The sequence below is a fragment of the Canibacter zhuwentaonis genome, from assembly GCF_018531145.1.
Lineage (GTDB): Bacteria > Actinomycetota > Actinomycetes > Actinomycetales > Microbacteriaceae > Canibacter > Canibacter zhuwentaonis.
Window position 1 is genome coordinate 1 of record NZ_JAHDSZ010000009.1, and the last position, 19,984, is coordinate 19,984.

At 52.4% G+C, this 19,984-nt stretch carries 9 protein-coding genes, 4 tRNA genes and 1 pseudogene; 9 read left to right on the forward strand and 5 right to left on the reverse strand.

Translation table 11 applies throughout. The features are described 5' to 3' along the window. From KJY78_RS04685 to KJY78_RS04710, 6 genes and pseudogenes are all read left to right on the forward strand, one after another. Nucleotides 1–673 (forward strand): annotated as a pseudogene (locus KJY78_RS04685) (hypothetical protein); the annotation flags it as partial. A 233-nt stretch (nucleotides 674–906) separates the two neighbouring features. Next, nucleotides 907–3,633, forward strand: coding sequence for a pyruvate dehydrogenase (acetyl-transferring), homodimeric type (gene aceE, locus KJY78_RS04690; protein WP_214337459.1), 2,727 nt, complete (start codon nucleotides 907–909; stop codon nucleotides 3,631–3,633). 52 nt (nucleotides 3,634–3,685) lie between these two features. Next, a complete protein-coding gene (locus KJY78_RS04695; RefSeq protein ID WP_214337460.1) occupies nucleotides 3,686–4,642 on the forward strand; it encodes an ACP S-malonyltransferase in 957 nt (318 codons plus the stop codon). A gap of 8 nt (nucleotides 4,643–4,650) precedes the next feature. Beyond that, the gene (locus KJY78_RS04700; protein ID WP_214337461.1) at nucleotides 4,651–5,652 is read left to right on the forward strand and encodes a beta-ketoacyl-ACP synthase III; all 1,002 of its coding nucleotides are present in this window, start codon (nucleotides 4,651–4,653) and stop codon (nucleotides 5,650–5,652) included. Nucleotides 5,653–5,735: 83 nt separating this feature from the next. After that, complete coding sequence (locus KJY78_RS04705; protein WP_214337462.1) at nucleotides 5,736–5,984, forward strand: acyl carrier protein; 249 nt, start codon at nucleotides 5,736–5,738, stop codon at nucleotides 5,982–5,984. A gap of 92 nt (nucleotides 5,985–6,076) precedes the next feature. Further along, nucleotides 6,077–7,309, forward strand: coding sequence for a beta-ketoacyl-[acyl-carrier-protein] synthase family protein (locus KJY78_RS04710; RefSeq protein ID WP_214337463.1), 1,233 nt, complete (start codon nucleotides 6,077–6,079; stop codon nucleotides 7,307–7,309). A 55-nt stretch (nucleotides 7,310–7,364) separates the two neighbouring features. Here KJY78_RS04710 and KJY78_RS04715 read toward each other — a convergent pair. Further along, a tRNA-Gln gene (locus KJY78_RS04715) sits at nucleotides 7,365–7,439 on the reverse strand. A gap of 812 nt (nucleotides 7,440–8,251) precedes the next feature. Between KJY78_RS04715 and KJY78_RS04720 the strand changes: the two genes are divergently transcribed. Continuing rightward, entirely contained in the window at nucleotides 8,252–14,836 is a 6,585-nt protein-coding gene (locus KJY78_RS04720) for a ZmpA/ZmpB/ZmpC family metallo-endopeptidase (RefSeq protein ID WP_214337464.1), read from the forward strand. 413 nt (nucleotides 14,837–15,249) lie between these two features. Here the strand turns inward: KJY78_RS04720 and KJY78_RS04725 are convergent. The 3 genes from KJY78_RS04725 to KJY78_RS04735 all read right to left on the reverse strand — a co-directional run bounded on the left by KJY78_RS04725 (nucleotide 15,250) and on the right by KJY78_RS04735 (nucleotide 15,519). Then, nucleotides 15,250–15,324, reverse strand: a tRNA-Val gene (locus KJY78_RS04725). Nucleotides 15,325–15,331: 7 nt separating this feature from the next. Continuing rightward, nucleotides 15,332–15,405 (reverse strand) — tRNA-Cys (locus KJY78_RS04730). Nucleotides 15,406–15,446: 41 nt separating this feature from the next. After that, nucleotides 15,447–15,519: transfer RNA gene (locus KJY78_RS04735), tRNA-Gly, on the reverse strand. Between the two features lie 187 nt (nucleotides 15,520–15,706). Here KJY78_RS04735 and KJY78_RS04740 point away from each other — a divergent pair. After that, nucleotides 15,707–16,726: a coiled-coil domain-containing protein gene (locus tag KJY78_RS04740; RefSeq protein ID WP_214337465.1), complete on the forward strand. Its 1,020-nt coding sequence runs from the start codon at nucleotides 15,707–15,709 to the stop codon at nucleotides 16,724–16,726. A gap of 61 nt (nucleotides 16,727–16,787) precedes the next feature. On the opposite strand, the gene KJY78_RS04745 is transcribed toward KJY78_RS04740, so the two are convergent. Next, nucleotides 16,788–17,723, reverse strand: coding sequence for a heme o synthase (locus KJY78_RS04745; protein ID WP_214337466.1), 936 nt, complete (start codon nucleotides 17,721–17,723; stop codon nucleotides 16,788–16,790). A 175-nt stretch (nucleotides 17,724–17,898) separates the two neighbouring features. On the opposite strand from KJY78_RS04745, the gene tkt reads away from it, so the two are divergent. After that, nucleotides 17,899–19,977 carry a transketolase gene (gene tkt, locus KJY78_RS04750; protein ID WP_214337467.1) on the forward strand — a complete coding sequence of 693 codons (2,079 nt, stop codon included), beginning with the start codon at nucleotides 17,899–17,901 and terminating at the stop codon, nucleotides 19,975–19,977. Nucleotides 19,978–19,984: the final 7 nt, after the last annotated feature.

Here is a 19,984-nt window from a genome sequence, read left to right on the forward strand (position 1 = left end):
CTATATTAACAGTCAGTTTACCCAGGTGCTTCAGTTTCCAAACAGTAACACTGCAAAGAAGGTTTTATCTGAGAGTGTTTTAAAGGGTAGTACGTGTACTGTGACTGTTAATAATGTTCAGGTTCCTGAGGGTTGGGAGTGGAATCTTCCGAATCCGGTAGTGCAGAAGGTGACGGAGAATACTGAGGTGCAGGTTGCTGTGGATGCTCTACCACCAGCACCAAAGCCAGCACCGTCAGAGCCAGCACCATCAGAACCAGCACCATCAGAACCGGCACCATCAGAGCCAGCACCATCAGAGCCAGCTCCAGCGCCAGCTCCAGCGCCAGCTCCAGCGCCAGAGACGGAGATGGAGACGGAGATGGAGACAGCACCGGAGACAGCGCCATCACCGGCACCAGCGCCAGAGTCAGAGACGGAGTCAGAACCGGTACCACCGGTGATGCCGGAACAGCCAGCACCGTCAGTGCCTGTTGTGCCGGAAACACCGGTAGCACCGGAGTCTGTTGCGCCAGTAGAAACGCCTGCGGATAGTAGTGAAACAGGTGCTAGGACACTGGTAAACACGGGTGCCGTGGGAACGGTTGTACCGTTGTTGGGTGGTGTTTTTGTTCTTTTGGGAGCTGGTGTTGTGATTATCACCGCTCACCGCCGCCGCAGCAGTAGGGCATAGTTTAGCTACTGTGTTTTAACACGACAGTTCAGAGAGAACCCCTTGGATTCGCTCGTGCGAGTTCGAGGGGTTCTCTGCGTTTAGATTGTGTGCACTGTTAAGCAACCTCTAAGTAATCATTTACAGTGCGAACGCACGCAAAACTCCAATTACTCAGCGAGACGATAGTAAACTATTTGCGTAATTGAGCGATCTGCTGCGCTCAGCGTTAGACCACGAGCAGAGGAATTAAAATGCCTGTTAATACAGAAGATCCTTACGCACCAAACACGCCGGATTCAGACCCCGCAGAGACCGCCGAGTGGCAAGAATCGCTCGACCAGCTCGCAGAGCAACGCGGTCCGAGTCGCGCACGCGAAATTATGACCTCGCTTTTGGCTCGCTCTCGCGAGCTGCACTTAAACGTACCGCAGGTGCCAACAACGGACTATGTGAACACAATTGCGTCGGTTAATGAGCCAGAGTTCCCCGGTGACGAATCTTTAGAGCGCGAGTATCGCTCGTACATCCGCTGGAACGCGGCCATGCTCGTGCAGCGTGCGCAACGTCCCGGCGTTGAGGTTGGCGGGCATATTTCGACCTACGCTTCAGCCGCGTCACTGTACGAGGTAGGCTTTAACCATTTCTTCCGCGGGCAGGATCATCCCGGTGGCGGCGATCAGATTTTTGTGCAGGGGCACGCCTCACCCGGGATATACTCGCGCGCCTTCCTGGAGGGACGCCTCACAGCAGACCAGCTTGACGGTTTCAGGCAGGAAGTGTCGCACCCCGGCGGTGGCATCCCGAGCTATCCGCACCCGCGTTTAATGCCTGATTTTTGGCAGTTCCCAACCGTTTCTATGGGGCTTGGACCAATTAACGCTATTTATCAGGCGCAGTTTAACAAGTACCTCACCAATCGCGGCATTAAAGACTGTAGCGACCAGCACGTGTGGGCTTTCCTTGGCGATGGCGAGCTTGACGAAGTTGAGAGCCGCGGGCAGCTGCAGGTTGCGGCAAATGAAGGGCTCGACAACCTCACTTTTGTTATCAACTGCAATCTGCAGCGCCTTGACGGTCCTGTGCGCGGTAACGGTAAAATCATCCAGGAGCTTGAAAGCTATTTCCGCGGTGCGGGCTGGAACGTAATTAAAGTTGTTTGGGGGCGTGAGTGGGATGACCTGCTCAACCGCGACAAAGACGGCGCACTGCTGAATCTGATGAACACAACCCCGGACGGTGACTTCCAAACATACAAAGCCGAAAGCGGCGCGTATATTCGGCAGAACTTCTTCGGGCGCGATCCACAAGCCCTGAAACTGGTTGAAAACTATAGCGACGATCGAATCTGGGCGCTGCGGCGTGGCGGGCACGACTATCGCAAAGTTTATGCGGCCTATAAGGCAGCAACCGAGCACAGGGGTCGCCCAACCGTAATTTTGGCGCACACTATCAAGGGTTACGGTCTCGGGCCGCACTTTGAGGGTCGCAACGCAACCCACCAGATGAAAAAGATGACGGTTGACCACATGAAACTGTTCCGCGACACAATGCGGATTCCTGTTACCGATGCGCAGCTAGAGGCCAACCCGTATCAAGCGCCATACTACCGCCCTAACGAAAACAGCGATGTAATAACCTACATCAAGGACAGGCGGCGACAGCTCGGCGGATACGTGCCGCAGCGCCGCAGTAAGTACACGCAGCTTGAGCTACCAGAACAAAAACGCTACGCAATAGCCAAAAAAGGTTCCGGCTCGCAAAAAGCAGCAACGACTATGATGTTTGTCAGGCTGCTAAAAGACCTAATGCGCGATCCTAACTACGGACCACGATTTGTGCCGATTATTCCGGATGAAGCGCGCACCTTTGGGATGGATAGCTACTTCCCCAGCTCTAAAATTTACAACCCAAACGGGCAAACATACACCTCCGTTGACCGCAACCTGCTGCTCGCCTACAAAGAGAGCGAGCAGGGCGTGCTGCTGCACGTTGGAATTAACGAGGCGGGCGCGGCTGCCGCGTTCACTGCCGTCGGCACATCCTATGCAACCCAGGGTGAGCCAATGATTCCGATCTATATTTTCTATTCAATGTTTGGATTTCAGCGCACCGGCGACGCTTTCTGGGCGGCGGGCGATCAAATGACCCGCGGCTTCCTAATCGGCGCAACCGCCGGGCGCACAACGCTCACCGGCGAAGGGCTACAGCACGCTGACGGACATTCGCTGCTGCTGGCATCAACAAACCCGGCGGTTATTTCGTACGACCCTGCTTACGGCTACGAAATCGGTCATATTATGCGCTCCGGGTTAGAGCGCATGTACGGCAGTGAGCATGAAGATCCAAACGTTATGTACTATATAACCGTCTACAACGAACCAATTGTGCATCCTAACGAGCCTGAAAATGTTGATGTTGAGGGCATTGTACGCGGTATTCACCGCGTACACGAGGGTGCTGCCGGAGAGTACAAAGCCCAGATTCTAGCTTCCGGCGTTGCTGTGCCGTGGGCGATTGAGGCCGCTGAGCTGCTGCACCGAGATTGGAAAGTTAGTGCCGATGTATGGAGCGTCACAAGCTGGAGCGAGCTGTATCGCGACGGAGTGCGCGCGCGCGATACGGCCTTTGCAAATCTCGATAAGCCGGCTCCGCAGCCCTATCTGACGCAGAAACTTGCGAATGCCAAGGGTCCTTTTGTCGCTGTCAGTGACTTTGAAAGCGGCGTACCAGAGCAGATCCGCGCCTTTATTCCGGGTGATTACAGCGTGCTCGGCGCTAACGGTTTTGGCTTCAGCGACACCCGCGCCGCAGCTCGCCGCAGTTTCAAAATTGACCGCGAATCAGTTGTTGTGAAAGTGCTGCAGCAGCTTGCAGCGCAGGGCGAAATTGCCGACTGGATACCTTTTGAAGCCTACAAAAAATACCGCATATCAGAAATAAACGCCGGTTCAACGGGCAGCACCGGAGGCGACTCCTAAGCTCGCTCACCCGTTAAAAACTAAGCCGTTAAAACTAAGGAAGAAGAGTGTAATGATTGTAATTGCGTGCCCTGGTCAGGGCTCACAAACCCCCGGCTTTTTAGAGCCGTGGCTTGCCGGCAGCGACGCTAAACGCTGGCTGCGCGAGATGTCAGAGCGGATCGAAATCGACCTGGTCAAACACGGCACAGTTAGCGATGCTGAGACTATCCGCGCCACCAACATTGCGCAGCCGCTAATAGTTGCCGCGGGGATTCTCTCGCTTAACTCCATCAACGCTGAACTTGCCAAACTGGACACTGCAACAGCTGCGGTCGTGCAGCAGCGACTGTGCTTTGCCGGGCACTCCGTTGGCGAGATCACAGCCGCCTACGGTGCCGGTGTTTTTAACGCACTAGCCGCGCTCGAGTTTGTTGCGGCGAGATCTCGCGCAATGCAGCGGTGTGCCGGCGCATCCGCTACCTCGATGGCTGCAGTTTTGGGCGCTGCCACCCCAGAACTGCAGCAGCGCTTGGAGGAGCTGCAATTAACCGTCGCAAACTACAACGGAGCCGGGCAGCTGGTGGTTGCTGGTGCGCTCGCAAACGTTGCCAAGCTGGTTAGCGATCCGCCCGCAAAAACTCGAGTTATCCAGTTGCGCGTAGCCGGCGCTTTTCACACTGACGCAATGGCACAGGCGCGTGATGAGCTGACGCAGGCGAAGCAGGAGTTCTTAATCGAGGATCCTAAGGTACCCCTCTACACAAACAGAGACGGCAGCGTTGTTGATTCTGGCAGCGCATATTTAGAGCTTTTGATTTCACAGATCGCAACCCCAGTGAGGTGGGATCTGTGCATGGAATCACTGCTGCAAGACGGCGTGTCGCAGCTGGTCGAGCTAGCTCCCAGCGGGGCGCTATCCGGGCTTGCAAAGCGCGCCATGAAAGGGGTTGCAATATCTAAGATCAGCACTCCGGAGGACGTTAAAATTTTAGTTACCAAGCTTACAGCAAACGCACAAAACGATTAGGGCATAACATGAACATTAAACTTCAGCAGACAGAAACCGCGCCGGGATCCCGAATTCTCGCGATGGGAGCGGCTCGCGGGGAGCTTGCGGTGACAAACAACGAGCTGGTTGCAGCGATCGATTCTTCTGACGAGTGGATTCAACAGCGCACCGGAATTGTAACCCGCAAGCGCGCCAAAAAAGGCACCAGCGCACTAGATCTGGCCGTTAGTGCGGCGCAGGAGGCGATCACAAAGTCGGGTGTTGACCCCGTAGAAATCGGTCTTGTAATAGTTGCGACAATTAGCAACGTGCAGCAGACCCCGTCCCTTGCGGCCGTGCTGGCCGATAAGGTTGGCGCGATCAACGCTGCCGCTTACGACAGCAACGCCGCCTGTGCCGGCTACTGCTACGGTATCGCGCAGGCGGACGCGATGATCCGCTCCGGGCAGGCTAAATACGCGGTTGTTATCGGTGCTGAGAAGCTCTCAGATGTGGTGGATCCAAGCGACCGTAGCATTTCTTTCCTGCTGGGCGACGGCGCGGGCGCGGCAGTGCTGGGCGCTGCCAGCGAACCCGGGGTTTCGACGACCGTGTGGGGTGCTGACGGATCGCGCGCCGCGGCAGTTGGCATGAACAACACGCTTATTGAGTTCCGTGATGGAGAGGCGGCATGGCCGACCCTGCGTCAGGATGGTTCCAGCGTGTTCCGCTGGGCCGTCTGGGAAATGGCGAAAGTTGCCCGCAAAACCATGGAAGCAGCGGGCATCGAGGCGAAGGATCTAACCGCTTTTGTGCCGCACCAGGCAAATATGCGCATTATTGACGAGTTTGCAAAACAGCTGGGACTGCCAGAGAGCGTTTTGATTGCCCGCGATATTCGCGAAACCGGCAACACTTCAGCGGCGTCCATTCCACTAGCGATGCATCAACTGCTGGCAGAAAACCCCGAGGCCAGCGGTGGTTTGGCGCTGCAGATTGGATTTGGTGCGGGGCTTGTTTACGCATCCCAGGTGGTGCGTTTGCCGTAAAAACACTAAAATACATATTTCAGATATAATTTAACGTAAAATCGTTAGCGGGAACTTTTTTTATTTACTACAAGGAGACACATATGGCATTTACCACCGAAGAAGTACTTAGTGGTCTGGCAGAGCTTATTAATGATGAAACCGGTATTGCGCCAGAGGTTGTTGCGCTGGAGAAATCTTTCACAGACGATCTTGACATCGACTCAATCTCGATGACAACAATTGTTGTTAACGCCGAGGAAAAATTCGATGTTAGAATCCCTGACGAAGAAGTTAAAAACCTGCGCACTGTTGGTGACGCGGTTGAATTTATCACAAAGGCGCAGGTCTAATTTTTAGACTAAAGATGTTGCGCGGGCACGTTTTCTAACTTTAACGTCCCGCGCAGCTTTTGTGTACGTCACAGATTTGCTGGAGTATTAACATGACCAAAATTGTTGTAACTGGAATCGGCGCAAGCACCCCCCTGGGTGGTAACGTGCCAGACACCTGGCAAGCTTTGCTCGCTGGTAAATCTGGTGTGCGCACACTAACTCACGAGTGGGTTAGCAAGTATGAACTGCCTGTTACCTTTGCGGGTGAGGCGCTTGTGCGCCCCGCAGAAATCCTGCCACGACCGCAGGCTAAAAGGCTGGATCCGGCAAGTCAGTTCGCCGTTATCGCCGCGATTGAGGCTTTCACTAACGCTGGCAACCCCGAGGTTGACTGCGATAGGCTCGGAGTTGATTTTGCGACGGGTATCGGTGGCGTGTGGAGTCTGCTTAACGGGTGGGACACCCTGCGGGAACGCGGACCGCGCCGCGTGCTGCCTATGACAGTGCCAATGCTCATGCCAAACGCCGCAGCTGCCGCAGTTTCGATGCATTTTAACGCGCGCGCGTACGCGCACACTGTTGCGTCCGCTTGCGCATCCAGCACGGAATCACTTGTGCACGCGATCCACAATCTCAAAGCGGGACTGGCGGATGTTGTTATCGCCGGCGGCACAGAATCCGCTATCCATCCGGTCACAGTTGCTTCTTTTGCGGCGATGAAAGCGCTGTCAACTCGCAACGACACCCCAGAAACAGCCTCACGCCCCTACAGTATTGACCGCGACGGTTTCGTTATGGGCGAGGGCGCGGCTGCGCTCGTGCTCGAAACAGAGGCGCACGCCAAAGCGCGCGGCGCACGCATTTATGCAGAGTTTGCGGGCGGCGGTATTACCGCTGATTCTTATCACATTACCTCTAACGACCCCGAGGGTATTGGCGCGCAGCGCGCAGTTGATCTGGCACTTGCCGAGGCCGGTGCGCAACCGGCAGAGGTAACCCATATTAATGCGCACGCAACCAGCACCCCCGTTGGCGATATTGCAGAGTACGCCGCACTGCGGCGCGTCTTTGGTGATCGCGTTAACGAGATTCCGGTGTCGGCAACGAAGAGCTCAACAGGGCATTTACTCGGTGGCACGGGTGCTCTGGAGGCTATTTTCACGGTGCTCGCGGTTGCTAATCGCACTGCCCCGCCAACGATAAACACTGTTGAGCAGGATCCTGAAATTCCGCTAAATATTTCAGCCGCGCCTGTTAAGCTTGGATCAGCGGATCAGCTTGCAATCAGTAACTCATTTGGTTTTGGCGGGCATAACGCGGTTATTGCGGTGCGCAGCTACTAACACTTAGCAAGTATAAGGGTGTGGCGAAAGGTTTACCTTTCGCCACACCCTTATTTGGCTGGGATACCTGGACTCGAACCAAGAACAACTGAACCAGAATCAGCCGTGTTGCCAATTACACCATATCCCAACAGTGTTTACAACATCGTAAAATTATACTCACAGTCTTGCTAAAAAATCAAATAAAACCACCGAATCAAAACGAACCACCTATTAGCCAAATAAACATCCAATTTATCTAACAACTGCCAAAGGAGTTATTAAGCACCAAACCATTACATATTCAGTTTATTTTCAGCCTCTTTTAGTATGTTTAAGCCAAGCTAGAAATAGCCAGCATTAGCAACACAGCTAACGCCCTGCACGGCAGATTTTACAATTTGCCAAACTCTGCAGGAACTGTTTTCTGCAGAGTTGCTGAAAATAGTCAGGTGCGGGTTATTCCCAAACAACCGGGATTTACCATAAGGAGGTAACAGTGATTACAAATAAGCTAAAGCAGGGATTGTATCAGCACTGGTCGTCTGTGCTTTAACTATATCAAGCCCAGGAACGGTGCGAGCCGAATACGGGTTAAAGAGTGATCTAAAACCGGCGAGGATTTATTGTGTTTAGAATAGGGAATATAAAAATCCACGGTAATACATATGCGCTTTTTTCCGCCGGACTAATATCGGTGGTTTACATCTGGCATAACTCTGGCGTGGGCGGGAGCATAGCAATGCTCGACTCGGAGCTATAATTCTAAACATCCTTTTAGTACGGCGCGAAAACCGGGAAAACAAGCATAACTAGTATTCACCTGGCGGGTCGGTCGCACAGCTTAAAACCGCAACCGACCCGCTGTTTTGAAAGTTTTTCATAACGCAAAGATGACGGTTTAGTAAAGATTTAATAACGCTTTTTTTGGTATATCCCAGCTAAGGCGGCTAAAATATTTATGTGCAAAATAATAAAAATATCAACAAAATTGCAGGTCTCGGTCTAGTAGGAAGCGTCTTAGGGTCCGCTTTAACCCCGCTCGCAGCAGCCAACGCAACCTTCTGGCAATCAGATCCGCGTTGCGTTGAAATACCCGGACCAATTATGCCGCACGATCCAACCGACGATCAGATAGCGGCGGCGCAAACCGCGGTGCAAAAGGCACAGCTTGCGCACGCAACAGCACAACAGCAAGCACAAGCGCAGGAAACAACGCTTGCCGCAGCAGCTCAAAAGCAAACTGCTGTGGCACAAGCCGCACAAAAAGCAAAGGCAAACACGCAACTCGCACAGCAGCGGGTAGCCACCGCCCTGCAACAGGCGCAGCGCAAAAGCGTGGCAGAACTTGCCGAGGCAAATAAAAACATAACAGATATTCCGCAGCAGATTAGCACGCAACAGACCGCAAAGCAGCAGGCGCAAAAACAGCTCGAACAGCTCGCCGCTGCAAGCGAGGAAGCCGCCGCTAACAGCATAGCCGCAAGAGAAGCGTTACGCGGCGCGCTAAGCTCAGTAGACAGCGCGCTCGTAAACGATCCGGCTACTGCCGAGAGAATTAAGCAGCGATTAGCCGAACTGCCACAAGAAATTGCGGCTCTTGATAAGCAACTTAAAGCCGCACAGCAGCAACAAAACGACCTAATTACCGAGATAGTGAAGCTGCAAACGCGGGAGCAAGACGCGCAACGCGAAGTTGATCAGGCGCAGACTGAGCTGCAAAATATAACAGCACAGCAGCATGAGACAAAGCACAAACTAGCCGATCTGCAGCAACAAGTGGCCAAAGCTCGAGAAGATTATGAAAAAGCGGCTGCGATAGAAGAGAGCAAAACTGAAGCAGCTAAAACAATCGAGCAAGAGATAAAAGAAACTGCAGCAGCTATTGCTGTAACAACTAAAAAATCTCAAGAGCTAGCACGCCAGATTGTAGATCTTGAAAGCGAGCTTACCGAGGCAACTACGACTCAAGATGATCTCAGAGAAAAACTCAAAACGCTTACCGAGTCAAGCACAATCGCTCAAACGTTAAAAGAACAGCTTTCACACCAGATCAAACAGCTACAGCAAGAGCTCGCACAGAACGAAACTGAGCTAGCCCAAGCACAGGATGATCACAAGCAGATCAGCGACACAATAGATAAGGCAAAAGCAAAACCTGCTGGTCAGGTTTCCGCAATGCCAGCTACTGCGCCAGCAACCTCCGCGCAAACTAAACCAGATGCAAAACCTGCTGCGCAAATACAAGATGCCGAGCTGCTCGCTGATATTACAGCGCAACCGGCTACGCTGTTCCGATCCGCCGCCGGAAAAGCTCCGGTGCGCATCACAGAAATTGAGCAGCTACCCAAGCGAAGCTATGAGTACACCATAGGTGTTAAAATGCCAAACGGCGACGAAGCAAGAATGCCAGTAACCAGCGTTTCAGAAACGGTTGAAAACGGGATTACACAGTACAAATTCAGCGCAGAGTTGCCGGGTCAAAACGGCACTGCACGCACAGTTAGCGTGTCTGTAACCCAAACAGCTCCTGTTGTTGATAACACCTACACATCGTTTGCAAGCCTGCTTAACGCTATGCAACAAAACCCGGCAGGTAACTTCAAACTCGGCAAAAACGTGTATGCGGATGAGGTTCCAGCACCAAACGAACCCAGCTACCTAGCAACACCCTTTACAGGAACTTTTGACGCCCAGGGGTTTCAAATTCACGGGCTCAAAAAACCCCTGTTTAGCGAACTAGCGGGCGCGCAGGTTAAAAATCTTGAGCTCACAGGTGTGAACATCGTAAGCACCGCTGCCGCCACCGCAGCGCTCGCACAAACCAGCACCGCTGCCACTGTTATTGAGCAGGTACACGTCAGCGGAAACATCGAAGCGGCGCAGCACGTAGGCGCAATTGTTGCAAACGCCTCACAGCTCACCGCAACGGGCGTTTCAATGGTTGGCACAATCACCGTGAAATACAAAGGCAACGAGTCTAACGTTGGCGGGCTTTTCGGCAACTTCTCCGGTGGTAAAATAACCGACGCCAGCTTCCAGGGCACTATTAACACAATGCACGGCAGAGACAATCGCAACCGAGTTGGCGGTATTGCCGGTCGCTTGGTAGATGGCTCCGCTGCGCACAGGGTCTACGCCGGAGGGCAAATTAACAACGTGAACGGGCACGGTCAAGTTGGCGGGCTCATCGGCTCTCTGTGGAGCGGCAGGCAAGGCACACTAAATCGTGCGCTGAGCGCAATGCAAGTGAACGGAGGAACTCTAATTCATGGTGACACCGGGTTTAGGGGCAAGATTCAGCAAGTGTTCATGCTTGAAAATGAAAGCTCCGGAAAAACGGATCGAGGCGGCAACTACGGCAGAACTATAGCACTTAATGTTGCTGAACAGTTCATGCGTGACGGGCTTCAACTCTCACGCGATGCCCGCGTCGTTGCCGCGCAGCAGGCATCAGCGCAGTTCAACAAGCCAGAGGCCATCGCCGAAAGAATACAAGCCTACCACAACTATTCACTGCTACTCCCCTACGCTGATGCAGCAACCGTTGTGAAAGCAGCTAACAAACTTGATGCGGCGGATGCGCTGGTTACCAAGGTTTTGCGCTCGGTTACTGCAACCGCTAACGGAGCACCGCTTGTAACAACAGCTACCCAAGCAAAGCGGATTGACGCGATTCTGCTGCACTTCAGCGACGGCACAGTCGAGAAACGCGCGGTTCAGCTAACACAAGACTCGCTCAAGTCTGACGGGTTAGCAAATTATTTGATGTCAGATGCTCTCCCCTACACGCCACGACAGGTGAGTGAGCTTAGCGCCACAGATTACAGAAATATCGCTTCTGAACTGCGTCGAGTTAAGTTTGATAATATTGACATCGTAAAACTTTACGGCGCTGATGCTTGGCAAAACGAGCTACAAAAACGACACGAGCGCGCAGTTGCTGAGGCAACCAAGAAAAACCGCCCTGCGCCATCTGAGCAGAGCACTCTAGCACAAATGCAACAGGACTACCGTGGGCTGCTGTATTTGCGTGAAACCATTGAGAAACAGCGCGATCAGCTGGCTTCGCAAATCGCAAAAGTGCTAACCCTTGACGGCTTTGTTGTTGCTGATAGGCGCACCCAGGAGCAGCTGATTATCAAGGCTATGCAAAACAAAGCAGCCCTGGTGCTCGGTCTTGCCTATGTCAACAAGTGGTATGACATTAATTTCGGGTCTGTGAATCTACGTGATGCACTGATATTCAATCCGGAGTACTACGGTCTCAATAGATCCGCTCTTGACACCCTAATTCGTCTGGGAAGTAGCTATAATCTACTTAATCCGCGCAACACTCTAAAAACATATGAACAGCTTTTTGCGGTAGAAACAGGTCACAGCGATATTGCAACCCTGCTTGAGCAGCTACGACAGCAGCACACCACGACGGCTAGCTTTGATGACTGGTTTAAACAAACCACAAAAGCGTACATCTTAGAAACGCCATCAACAGCTAACCCTGATGCTAATGTGCTTGCATCTGATAGATTCACTAAGAACTCCCGCTTCAGGAATGGCTTGCTGCCAATTCTTACCGTCAGCGAGAACAGCCTTTTTGTTGTTGTTAATATGACAAGCGTGGCGCTTGGCACTTTCCAACGCTACTATGACGCAACGACAACAACAGCTGCGGATGTGCCAGCTAAAATCGCTGAGGTTAAAGATCGCATCGGTGAATACGCTAAGAAATATCGTGACTATTACGATATGTGGTATCGCATCGGTAACGAAAAGATGCGCGAGAAACTCGTCAATGCGATTCCTGTGTGGGACGGCTATCTCTCACCTAAAGGCTGGAGAGAGAGCTACGGCTCAAAAAGCTTCCGCGCTATTGAAGAGTTCTTTGGTCCTATCGGCAGGTGGTATCCGGCAAACGGAACGTACGGATACTCTAACCACAGCGAGACCTTTATGGTTGTGCGTGGTATCCTCAACGGTGTTAGCACCTACACTCATGAAATGGTACACAACCTTGACCGCCACGTTTTCCTTGGCGGAGAGAAAACACGCCGCCGTTCAGAGCCTGAGCTTTACCCAACTTCGCTGCTACAAAACCCTGATTCAGCCTCGCACGATGTGTTCGGCTTCAACCAGGCTGATAATTTCACCCCCGGCGCAAACGACAGCTACCTGCACAATAAGAACCCTGACCGCTTCCAGAGCGTTAACGATCTTAACGAGTATTTCAAAGGCTATTTTGAAGCACTGCACCTGTTAGAAAACGCTGAGGCAGAAGCAATCTTGAAACGTAGCACAGCGGATCAAGCAAAAATTCTGGCGCGCCTCGGCAACCATCCAACCGGCACAATTCGCCACCTTAACTCTTATGATCCGCTAACACAGCAGGATATTGAGGCAATGAACCTGCGCAGTATCAGCGACCTGGTTGAAAACTCGCTGATGCTTACACGACAGCTACGCGCAACGGGTGAGGTGCAAGAACAGAACGGATACTGGACGATCCCGGTGCTTGATCCGCTATACGGAACAGCAGAATCTGATCTTGGCATAACAGGCGAGAGCGCGTTTAGACGCAACGCGTTTGAGCTACTCGCAGCGCGCGGTTACGAGGGCGGATTTGTGCCGTATGCCTCAGATAAATATGGCGCTGCTGCGGCTGCTGAGGGAGCTCGCAACCTACCAGACACCGCTATTATGCCGCGCATTTTTGAGGGCCAGTTCACCTCTTTGAAAGATTATAAAAAAGACGCCTACGCGCAGAATAAACTACGCGCGGAGTCTAAGCTGAAAGAGGTTACGCTTAATGATTTCCGCGGTGAAACAATAACAATCCGCAATTACGCAGATCTGCTCAGCCAGTTTGAAAAGTTCCTGCAGCAGGACTTTGAAAAGAATAAGTATCGCGCGCAAGACTCCGCAGCTTATCGCTTCAAAGAGGCTCTGTTTAGCCAGTTTATGCGCGACAGCGAAGAGTTTAGAAGCTCTATCTTCACCGATGGCAAACAGCAGACCGCCGCCCCAGCGCGACACCACGCTGTGTTGGGAGCGGTTGCGGATCGCCCGGTGCTATCCCTTGCAAACTATTTTGCTAGTATTGCAGATACCAGCAACAAAACCTCTGACACCCCGCCAGATCAGCTCACTGATGATGATATACAGCAGTTGCAGGATATTCTCAACAGACTGACGCAGGAGATAACCACGCTCACAGCGGAAATATCTGAAAAGCAGGCAAACTTGCAAAACTTGCGGGCATTGCACACGCAACAGGAGGTACTTCTTGAGCAGCTTAGGAGCGATATATCCGAAGCTTCCACGACTTATTACGATGCGGAACAGAAGCAACGCGCTCTCACAAGCCAGCTTGAGCTAAAACGCGAACAGGCAGTTGAAGAACAGGGCGAGTACGCACAATTACAGCAAACGCTCGCAGAAAAAACAGCTCAACACGGACAGCTTACAGTTGATGTTCTCATTGTGCTTGCTGCGGAAACTGCTGCAAAGAAAAATGTCTTGGATGAGTTCTTAGCACATCAGGAGCGTGCTGCTGCTATGCTCGCTGAGGTCGATAAGGCTCTGAACAGCGCAACCGCAGCTCACGGTCAAAAAACACTGCAGCTAGCAACTCTGAATAAAGAATTACAGTTGCAGGAAGCTGCGGCGCAGAAGGTGATGCAGGAAGCTATTGTCATTGCTCACAAATATACTGAGACAGCAGAAACACAGAAACAGCTAACAACTCTTGAAGCGCTCGCTAACACTGCTGCAGCTGCTGCTGCGGATGCAGCAGCAGCTCAGGAAAAAGCCGCTGATAATATGCGAAAAATAGCGGCTGCTATAAGCTCGCTAGAAGCGCAGCTTGCCGCAGCAAACAAGACAGTGTCTGAGTTGCAAAAAAAGAACGGGGTAATTTCTGCGCTTAGCGTAGAAACTCTGATTCAGCTTGCGCCTCAGGTAACTCCTCTGTTTCCTGAACTAGTTGATCCGCTTAATAAACTCGCAGCCGCAACAGCTGCGCTAACAGCAACGGAAAGTAAACAGGCGGCCACAGGAGCGGCTGTGCGCGAGGCAACTGCGCAGCGTGATAGCGCTGCAGCAGGGGTTACAGCCGCGCAGCAGCAGCTAGCACTCTTAACAGCTGAGCTGAACAAACTATTAGCTGAGCAGGCTGCGGCTAAACAGGCTGCAACAAGAACTCCCTACGTGATCGCAGAAACTCTGGTGCAAGATCCGCCGCCAATCTATGTGATACCTGCCGTGCAAACTGTATCCGAATCTACTCAGCGCATAGCTTCGCAGGAACCAACACAGCCGCAGCAGAGTATTGCGCACAGACTCGCCACAACGGATAACCCTGCCGCGCAAACTGTGCCCGAATCTACTCAGCACATAGTTTCGCAGGAACCAACACAGCCGCAGCAGAGTATTGCGCACAGACTCGCCACAACGGATAACCCTGCCGCGCTCCCGCTGCTGCTGGGCGCTTTAACTCTCACTGCCGCGGGCATTGCTCCAACAAGGGTGCGCAATAAGCGTAAAAACTAAACCATAGAGTTATTTGCCCACAAGTTGCAAAGTAATACGGCTCTCCAACTGTGAGAGTCGCATTATTTTTTAGCGCGCCAGTTTAATACATGATTTCTCAATCTGTGCTGCAACACCAATAATTACACCACTACTCACACCCTGCTACCAAGCTAAGCAGCGGCACAATATCGTGCAATCGGCTCTGTTAAATCCTGCGTAAAGAACTAAAGCTCCCACAATTACAGTACGCTCGTTGAACCGCTGCAGTTGGAATTTGTAATTGAGATTTTAGTTTCTCAACTTCCTAATCTTTATTAGAGCTTAAACTAGAATAACAGCACGGCAAAACTTAGTTCACATCAAGCATCATAAATTCAGTTTTATTAACGGATCATTACGTACTGTTAATAAATATCGATGCTCTAATTTTGTGGGCGATACTGGATTCGAACCAGCGACCTCTTCCGTGTCAAGGAAACGCGCTAACCAGACTGCGCCAATCGCCCATTTAATTGGAGGTGGCGACGGGATTCGAACCCGTGTATACGGCTTTGCAGGCCGCTGCCTCGCCTCTCGGCCACGCCACCGTAGTTTTTGTTAGCTTAGGTATTTGCTTACCGTCCACCAGAGCGGATGACGAGACTCGAACTCGCGACCCTCACCTTGGCAAGGTGATGCGCTACCAACTGCGCTACATCCGCACATTGCTTTTTACAATACAGACAACTATACACTAAAAACTGTAAAAACTAAAATCGCGCAACACGGTTATTTTGGCAAAGCTTTAAATCCCCTCTGTAAAATTAACAATTCAAGCTACACTCATTAATAACAAACGCACACAAGCGTATAAAATTAATGTACTACCCCCTACGAGATAATAGAACCGTGAGCACTAAAAAGTCCAGAACCATTAGCCGGGCAGTCACCTCGGTTCTTCTGTTGTGCCTGCTTCTCGGCGCGTTCTGGGCTTATTCGAACAGGCAGCATCTTAGCAACTTCATCAGCGCACAAACTTTCAACGCCAGCGGCCGCATTGCTGAAATTGCGCAAACGCTCGAGTTTACAAACACGGGCAAAATCGTGTTCTACGCAACGCACCCTGCCGTGCACACGGGTTTAGAATTTAAAGAGAGCTGCAGCCACGTCACATCGCAGGAAGCCACCCACGTGCTCGGCTGCTATCTGCCAAAGAGTAACCGCATTAATCTACTATCTGTGGCGGATGAGCGCCTCAACGGCATTATGGAAGTTAGCGCCGCACACGAAACGCTGCACTCCGTATGGCAGCAGCTCCCGCAGGAAGAACGCGACACTCTCGCAGAAAAACTGCAAAAACTATACGACCAGATGCAAACAAGCAGCCCTGATTTTGTAACAAGAATGAGCGTGTACAGCGATCTACCCCGCCACAGTTTTCAGAATGAACTCCACTCGATTATGGGAACAGAGCTTGACAATCTACCAGAATGGCTTGAAAACCACTACGCAAAATGGTTTCAAAACCGCCACAAAATAGTTAAGCTGCATCGCGGATACGACAGTGTTTTTAAACAGCTACAGGAAGAAAGCGACGATATTACAGCCACGCTAAAAAGTATGCACGAAGAGTACAGCACGCGCCAGGCGCAATTACAACAGGACATAGTCAGCTACAACTCCGATTTTAAACAGTTTATCCAGCGTAACGAAAACTATGAGTTTAGTGATGATGAAGCGCTGTTTTATCGCACAAAGGCCGCGTATGAGCTACGCCGCTCGCAGATAGAACAGGAAATTGAAGAACTCCAAAAATACGCTGTAGAATACGAAAACCTACGCGCTGAGCTAAACGAAATCCATAAAACGTCCGCTGAGCTCAGCGACCTGCTCGACAGCAACCTTGCAGAGCTTAACTCCGCCGGTTAAAACTCCATGCTAACGCCACCGATTAGCACCGTAACTGGCGGCGATAATGAGAATCGACAGCCTAGAACGGTAGCAGCGGATCCACAGCCATTGCAAGAGAAAGCAGAGTCAAATACCCGATTGAACCGTGGAAAACGCGCATCGGCTTGCCATCGCGCCCACGAATAGCGTTGCTATACAGCAGGTGCGCTTCAACAATGACATAGCCACCCAGAAGCATAGCCGCGCCAGAATACACGATCCCCATAGGGTAAATCGGAATCAACAGCAGCGATGCCGCAACGGTCGCCCAAGTGTAAAGAATAATTTGCAAGCTCACAGTGCTTCTGGTCCGCACAACCCCGAGCATAGGAACTTTAGCTGCCGCATAGTCCGCGCGATACTTAATCGAAAGTGGCCAGTAGTGAGGAGGGGTCCAAAGGAAAATTACGAGGAAGAAAATCCAGGGGGTCAGCTCTAAACTACCCGTTACCGCGGCCCAGCCAATAAGTACGGGGAAACACCCAGCAATACCGCCCCACACAATATTTTGCTCGCTGCGTCGTTTTAACAACAGCGTATAAATAACAACATAAAAAAAATTCGCCGCCGCCGAGAGCAAAGCAGCCAGCCAGTTGGTCGTAAAAAACAGCCAGATAACCGAAACAATCCCCAAAACCCAAGCAAAAATCAGCGCATTGCGCTCAGAAACATCGCCCGTTACGAGCGGTCTGTTTTTAGTGCGGCGCATTTTACGATCCATATCACGATCGATATAGCAGTTAAACGCACCCGCGCTGCCAGCGCTCATTGCCCCGCCAATTAAAGTTGCAACAACCAGCCACAGACTGGGCATACCGCGCTCCGCAAGAATCATCGCGGGCACTGTCACAACCAGCAACAGCTCCATAACGCGAGGTTTAGTTAGCGCAATATAAGCCTTTATTGTGCGCTTAAAATTAGGAGCGCCACCCTGAGTGTGATCGCCCCTTGCAGCGTGCAAAGATCCAGTAACCATTTCTTATTCAATTCTACTCTTATCCAGGGGATGAGTTGCTGACACCTTTTCTAGAATTATCAAAGCTAAAAACAACTAGACTAGAAATAGATTGTGTGTATTTACGGCGGGCGTGTTTTGTGCTGTCACAGCCTACGCTATCCCCACACTTTTAACCCCAGCAACAAGGAGCAGAATGCAACCCCTAGAGTGGAACGATCTTGACGATTTAGCCGTGAACACAGCTCGCGTGCTTGCCGCTGACGCAGTAGAAAAAGCGGGCAACGGTCACCCGGGCACGGCAATCAGCCTGGCTCCCGTTGCATACCTGCTATATCAGAAAGTGATGCGGCACGATCCGCAGAATAAAAACTGGCTGGGGCGCGACAGATTCATTCTCTCCATCGGGCACTCCTCACTGACGCAGTATGTGCAGCTATATTTGGGCGGATTTGGGCTCGAGCTGGATGATATTAAAGCCCTGCGCCAGTGGGGATCTAAAACCCCGGGCCACCCAGAATACGGGCACACTGACGGGGTCGAAATTACCACAGGACCGCTCGGGCAGGGGCTCGCATCTGCAACGGGGTTTGCATACGCGGCGCGCTACGAACGCGGTCTGTTTGACCCCGAAACCGCTGCGGGCGAGAGCGTTTTTGACCACTATGTTTACGTGCTCGCCGGTGACGGCGATATTCAAGAGGGCGTGACCGCGGAGGCGGCGTCGCTCGCCGGACACCAAAAACTCGGCAATCTCATCGCAATTTACGACTCAAATCAGATTTCAATTGAGGATGACACCGATATCGCATTCAGCGAGGATGTTGCGGCGCGCTACCGCTCCTACGGCTGGCAAGTGCTCGAGGTGAACTGGCGCAAAGATGCCGCCTATCGTGAGGATGTTGCAGAGCTTTACGCCGCAATCGAGCAGGCACAGCAGGAAACGGACAGACCAACGCTGATCATTTTGCACACGATTATCGGCTGGCCAAGCCCCAACAAGCAAAACACGGGCGGTATTCACGGCTCCGCGCTGGGTGGCGCAGAGCTTGAGGCGCTTAAAACAGAGCTAGGTTTTAACACTGCGGCAACATTTGCTGTTGCAGACGAGGTAATTACGCACACCCGCAAGCTGCGCGAACGCGCAACCGCCGAGGTTGCAAACTGGAAAAACAGTTTTAACGCCTGGAAAACCCAGAACCCCGAGCGGTATGCGCTGCTGCAGCGACTGGAAAATCACAAGCTCCCGGCGGATATTGCGCAGGCACTCCCCGAGTTTAGCAGCGAAAAAGCCATCGCAACCCGTGCCGCGAGTGGCAAGGTGCTGGCCGCGCTAGGTCCTGTGCTGCCCGAACTGTGGGGCGGATCCGCTGACCTGGCAGGATCAAACAACACAACAATTCCAGACTCGCTGAGTTTTGTGCCGGCAGAGCACAGCACCAAGGCGTGGCAGGGCGGTCCCTACGGTCGGGTTTTGCACTTTGGCATCAGGGAACACGCGATGGGCGCCATTCTTAACGGCATTCAGTTGCACGGCAAAACCCGCGCCTATGGCGGTACCTTCCTGCAGTTTGCCGACTATATGCGACCCGCTGTGAGACTCGCTGCGCTAATGAACATTCCGAGCGTTTTTGTGTGGACTCACGACTCAATCGGGCTGGGCGAAGACGGACCAACACACCAGCCAGTTGAGCACCTGGCAGCACTGCGCGCGATCCCGAACCTTGCTGTTGTGCGCCCCGCCGACGCAAACGAGGTCGCAATCGCCTGGCACGAAATTCTGAGCCGTCACGCGGGTCCCACCGGTATTATTCTAAGCCGCCAAAACCTGCCCGTTTTTGAGCGCGGCAACGCGCTCGCCGATCGCGAACAAACCCGCCGCGGCGCATACGTTCTCGCACCCGCAAACAAGACCGTTGCCGACGTGATCTTAATTGCCACCGGCTCCGAGGTTGAAATTGCGCTCGCCGCGCGCGAGCAACTCGCAGCAGAGGGTATCGCGGCAAGCGTTGTTAGCGCACCCTGCCTGGAGTGGTTTAATGAGCAGGATACCATCTACCGCGACAGCGTGCTCGATCCGCGTGTAATCGCGCGCGTTGTTGTTGAGGCTGGCATTTCAATGGGCTGGGAACGTTATGCGGGCGCGGCTGGTGAGTATGTGTGCGTGGAGAACTTTGGCGCGTCCGCCGATTACAAGCGGCTGTATCAGGAGTATGGTTTAATTCCGGAAGCAGTGACCGCGGCGGCAAAACGCAGCATTAACAAGGCGCTCTAGGAGGAAA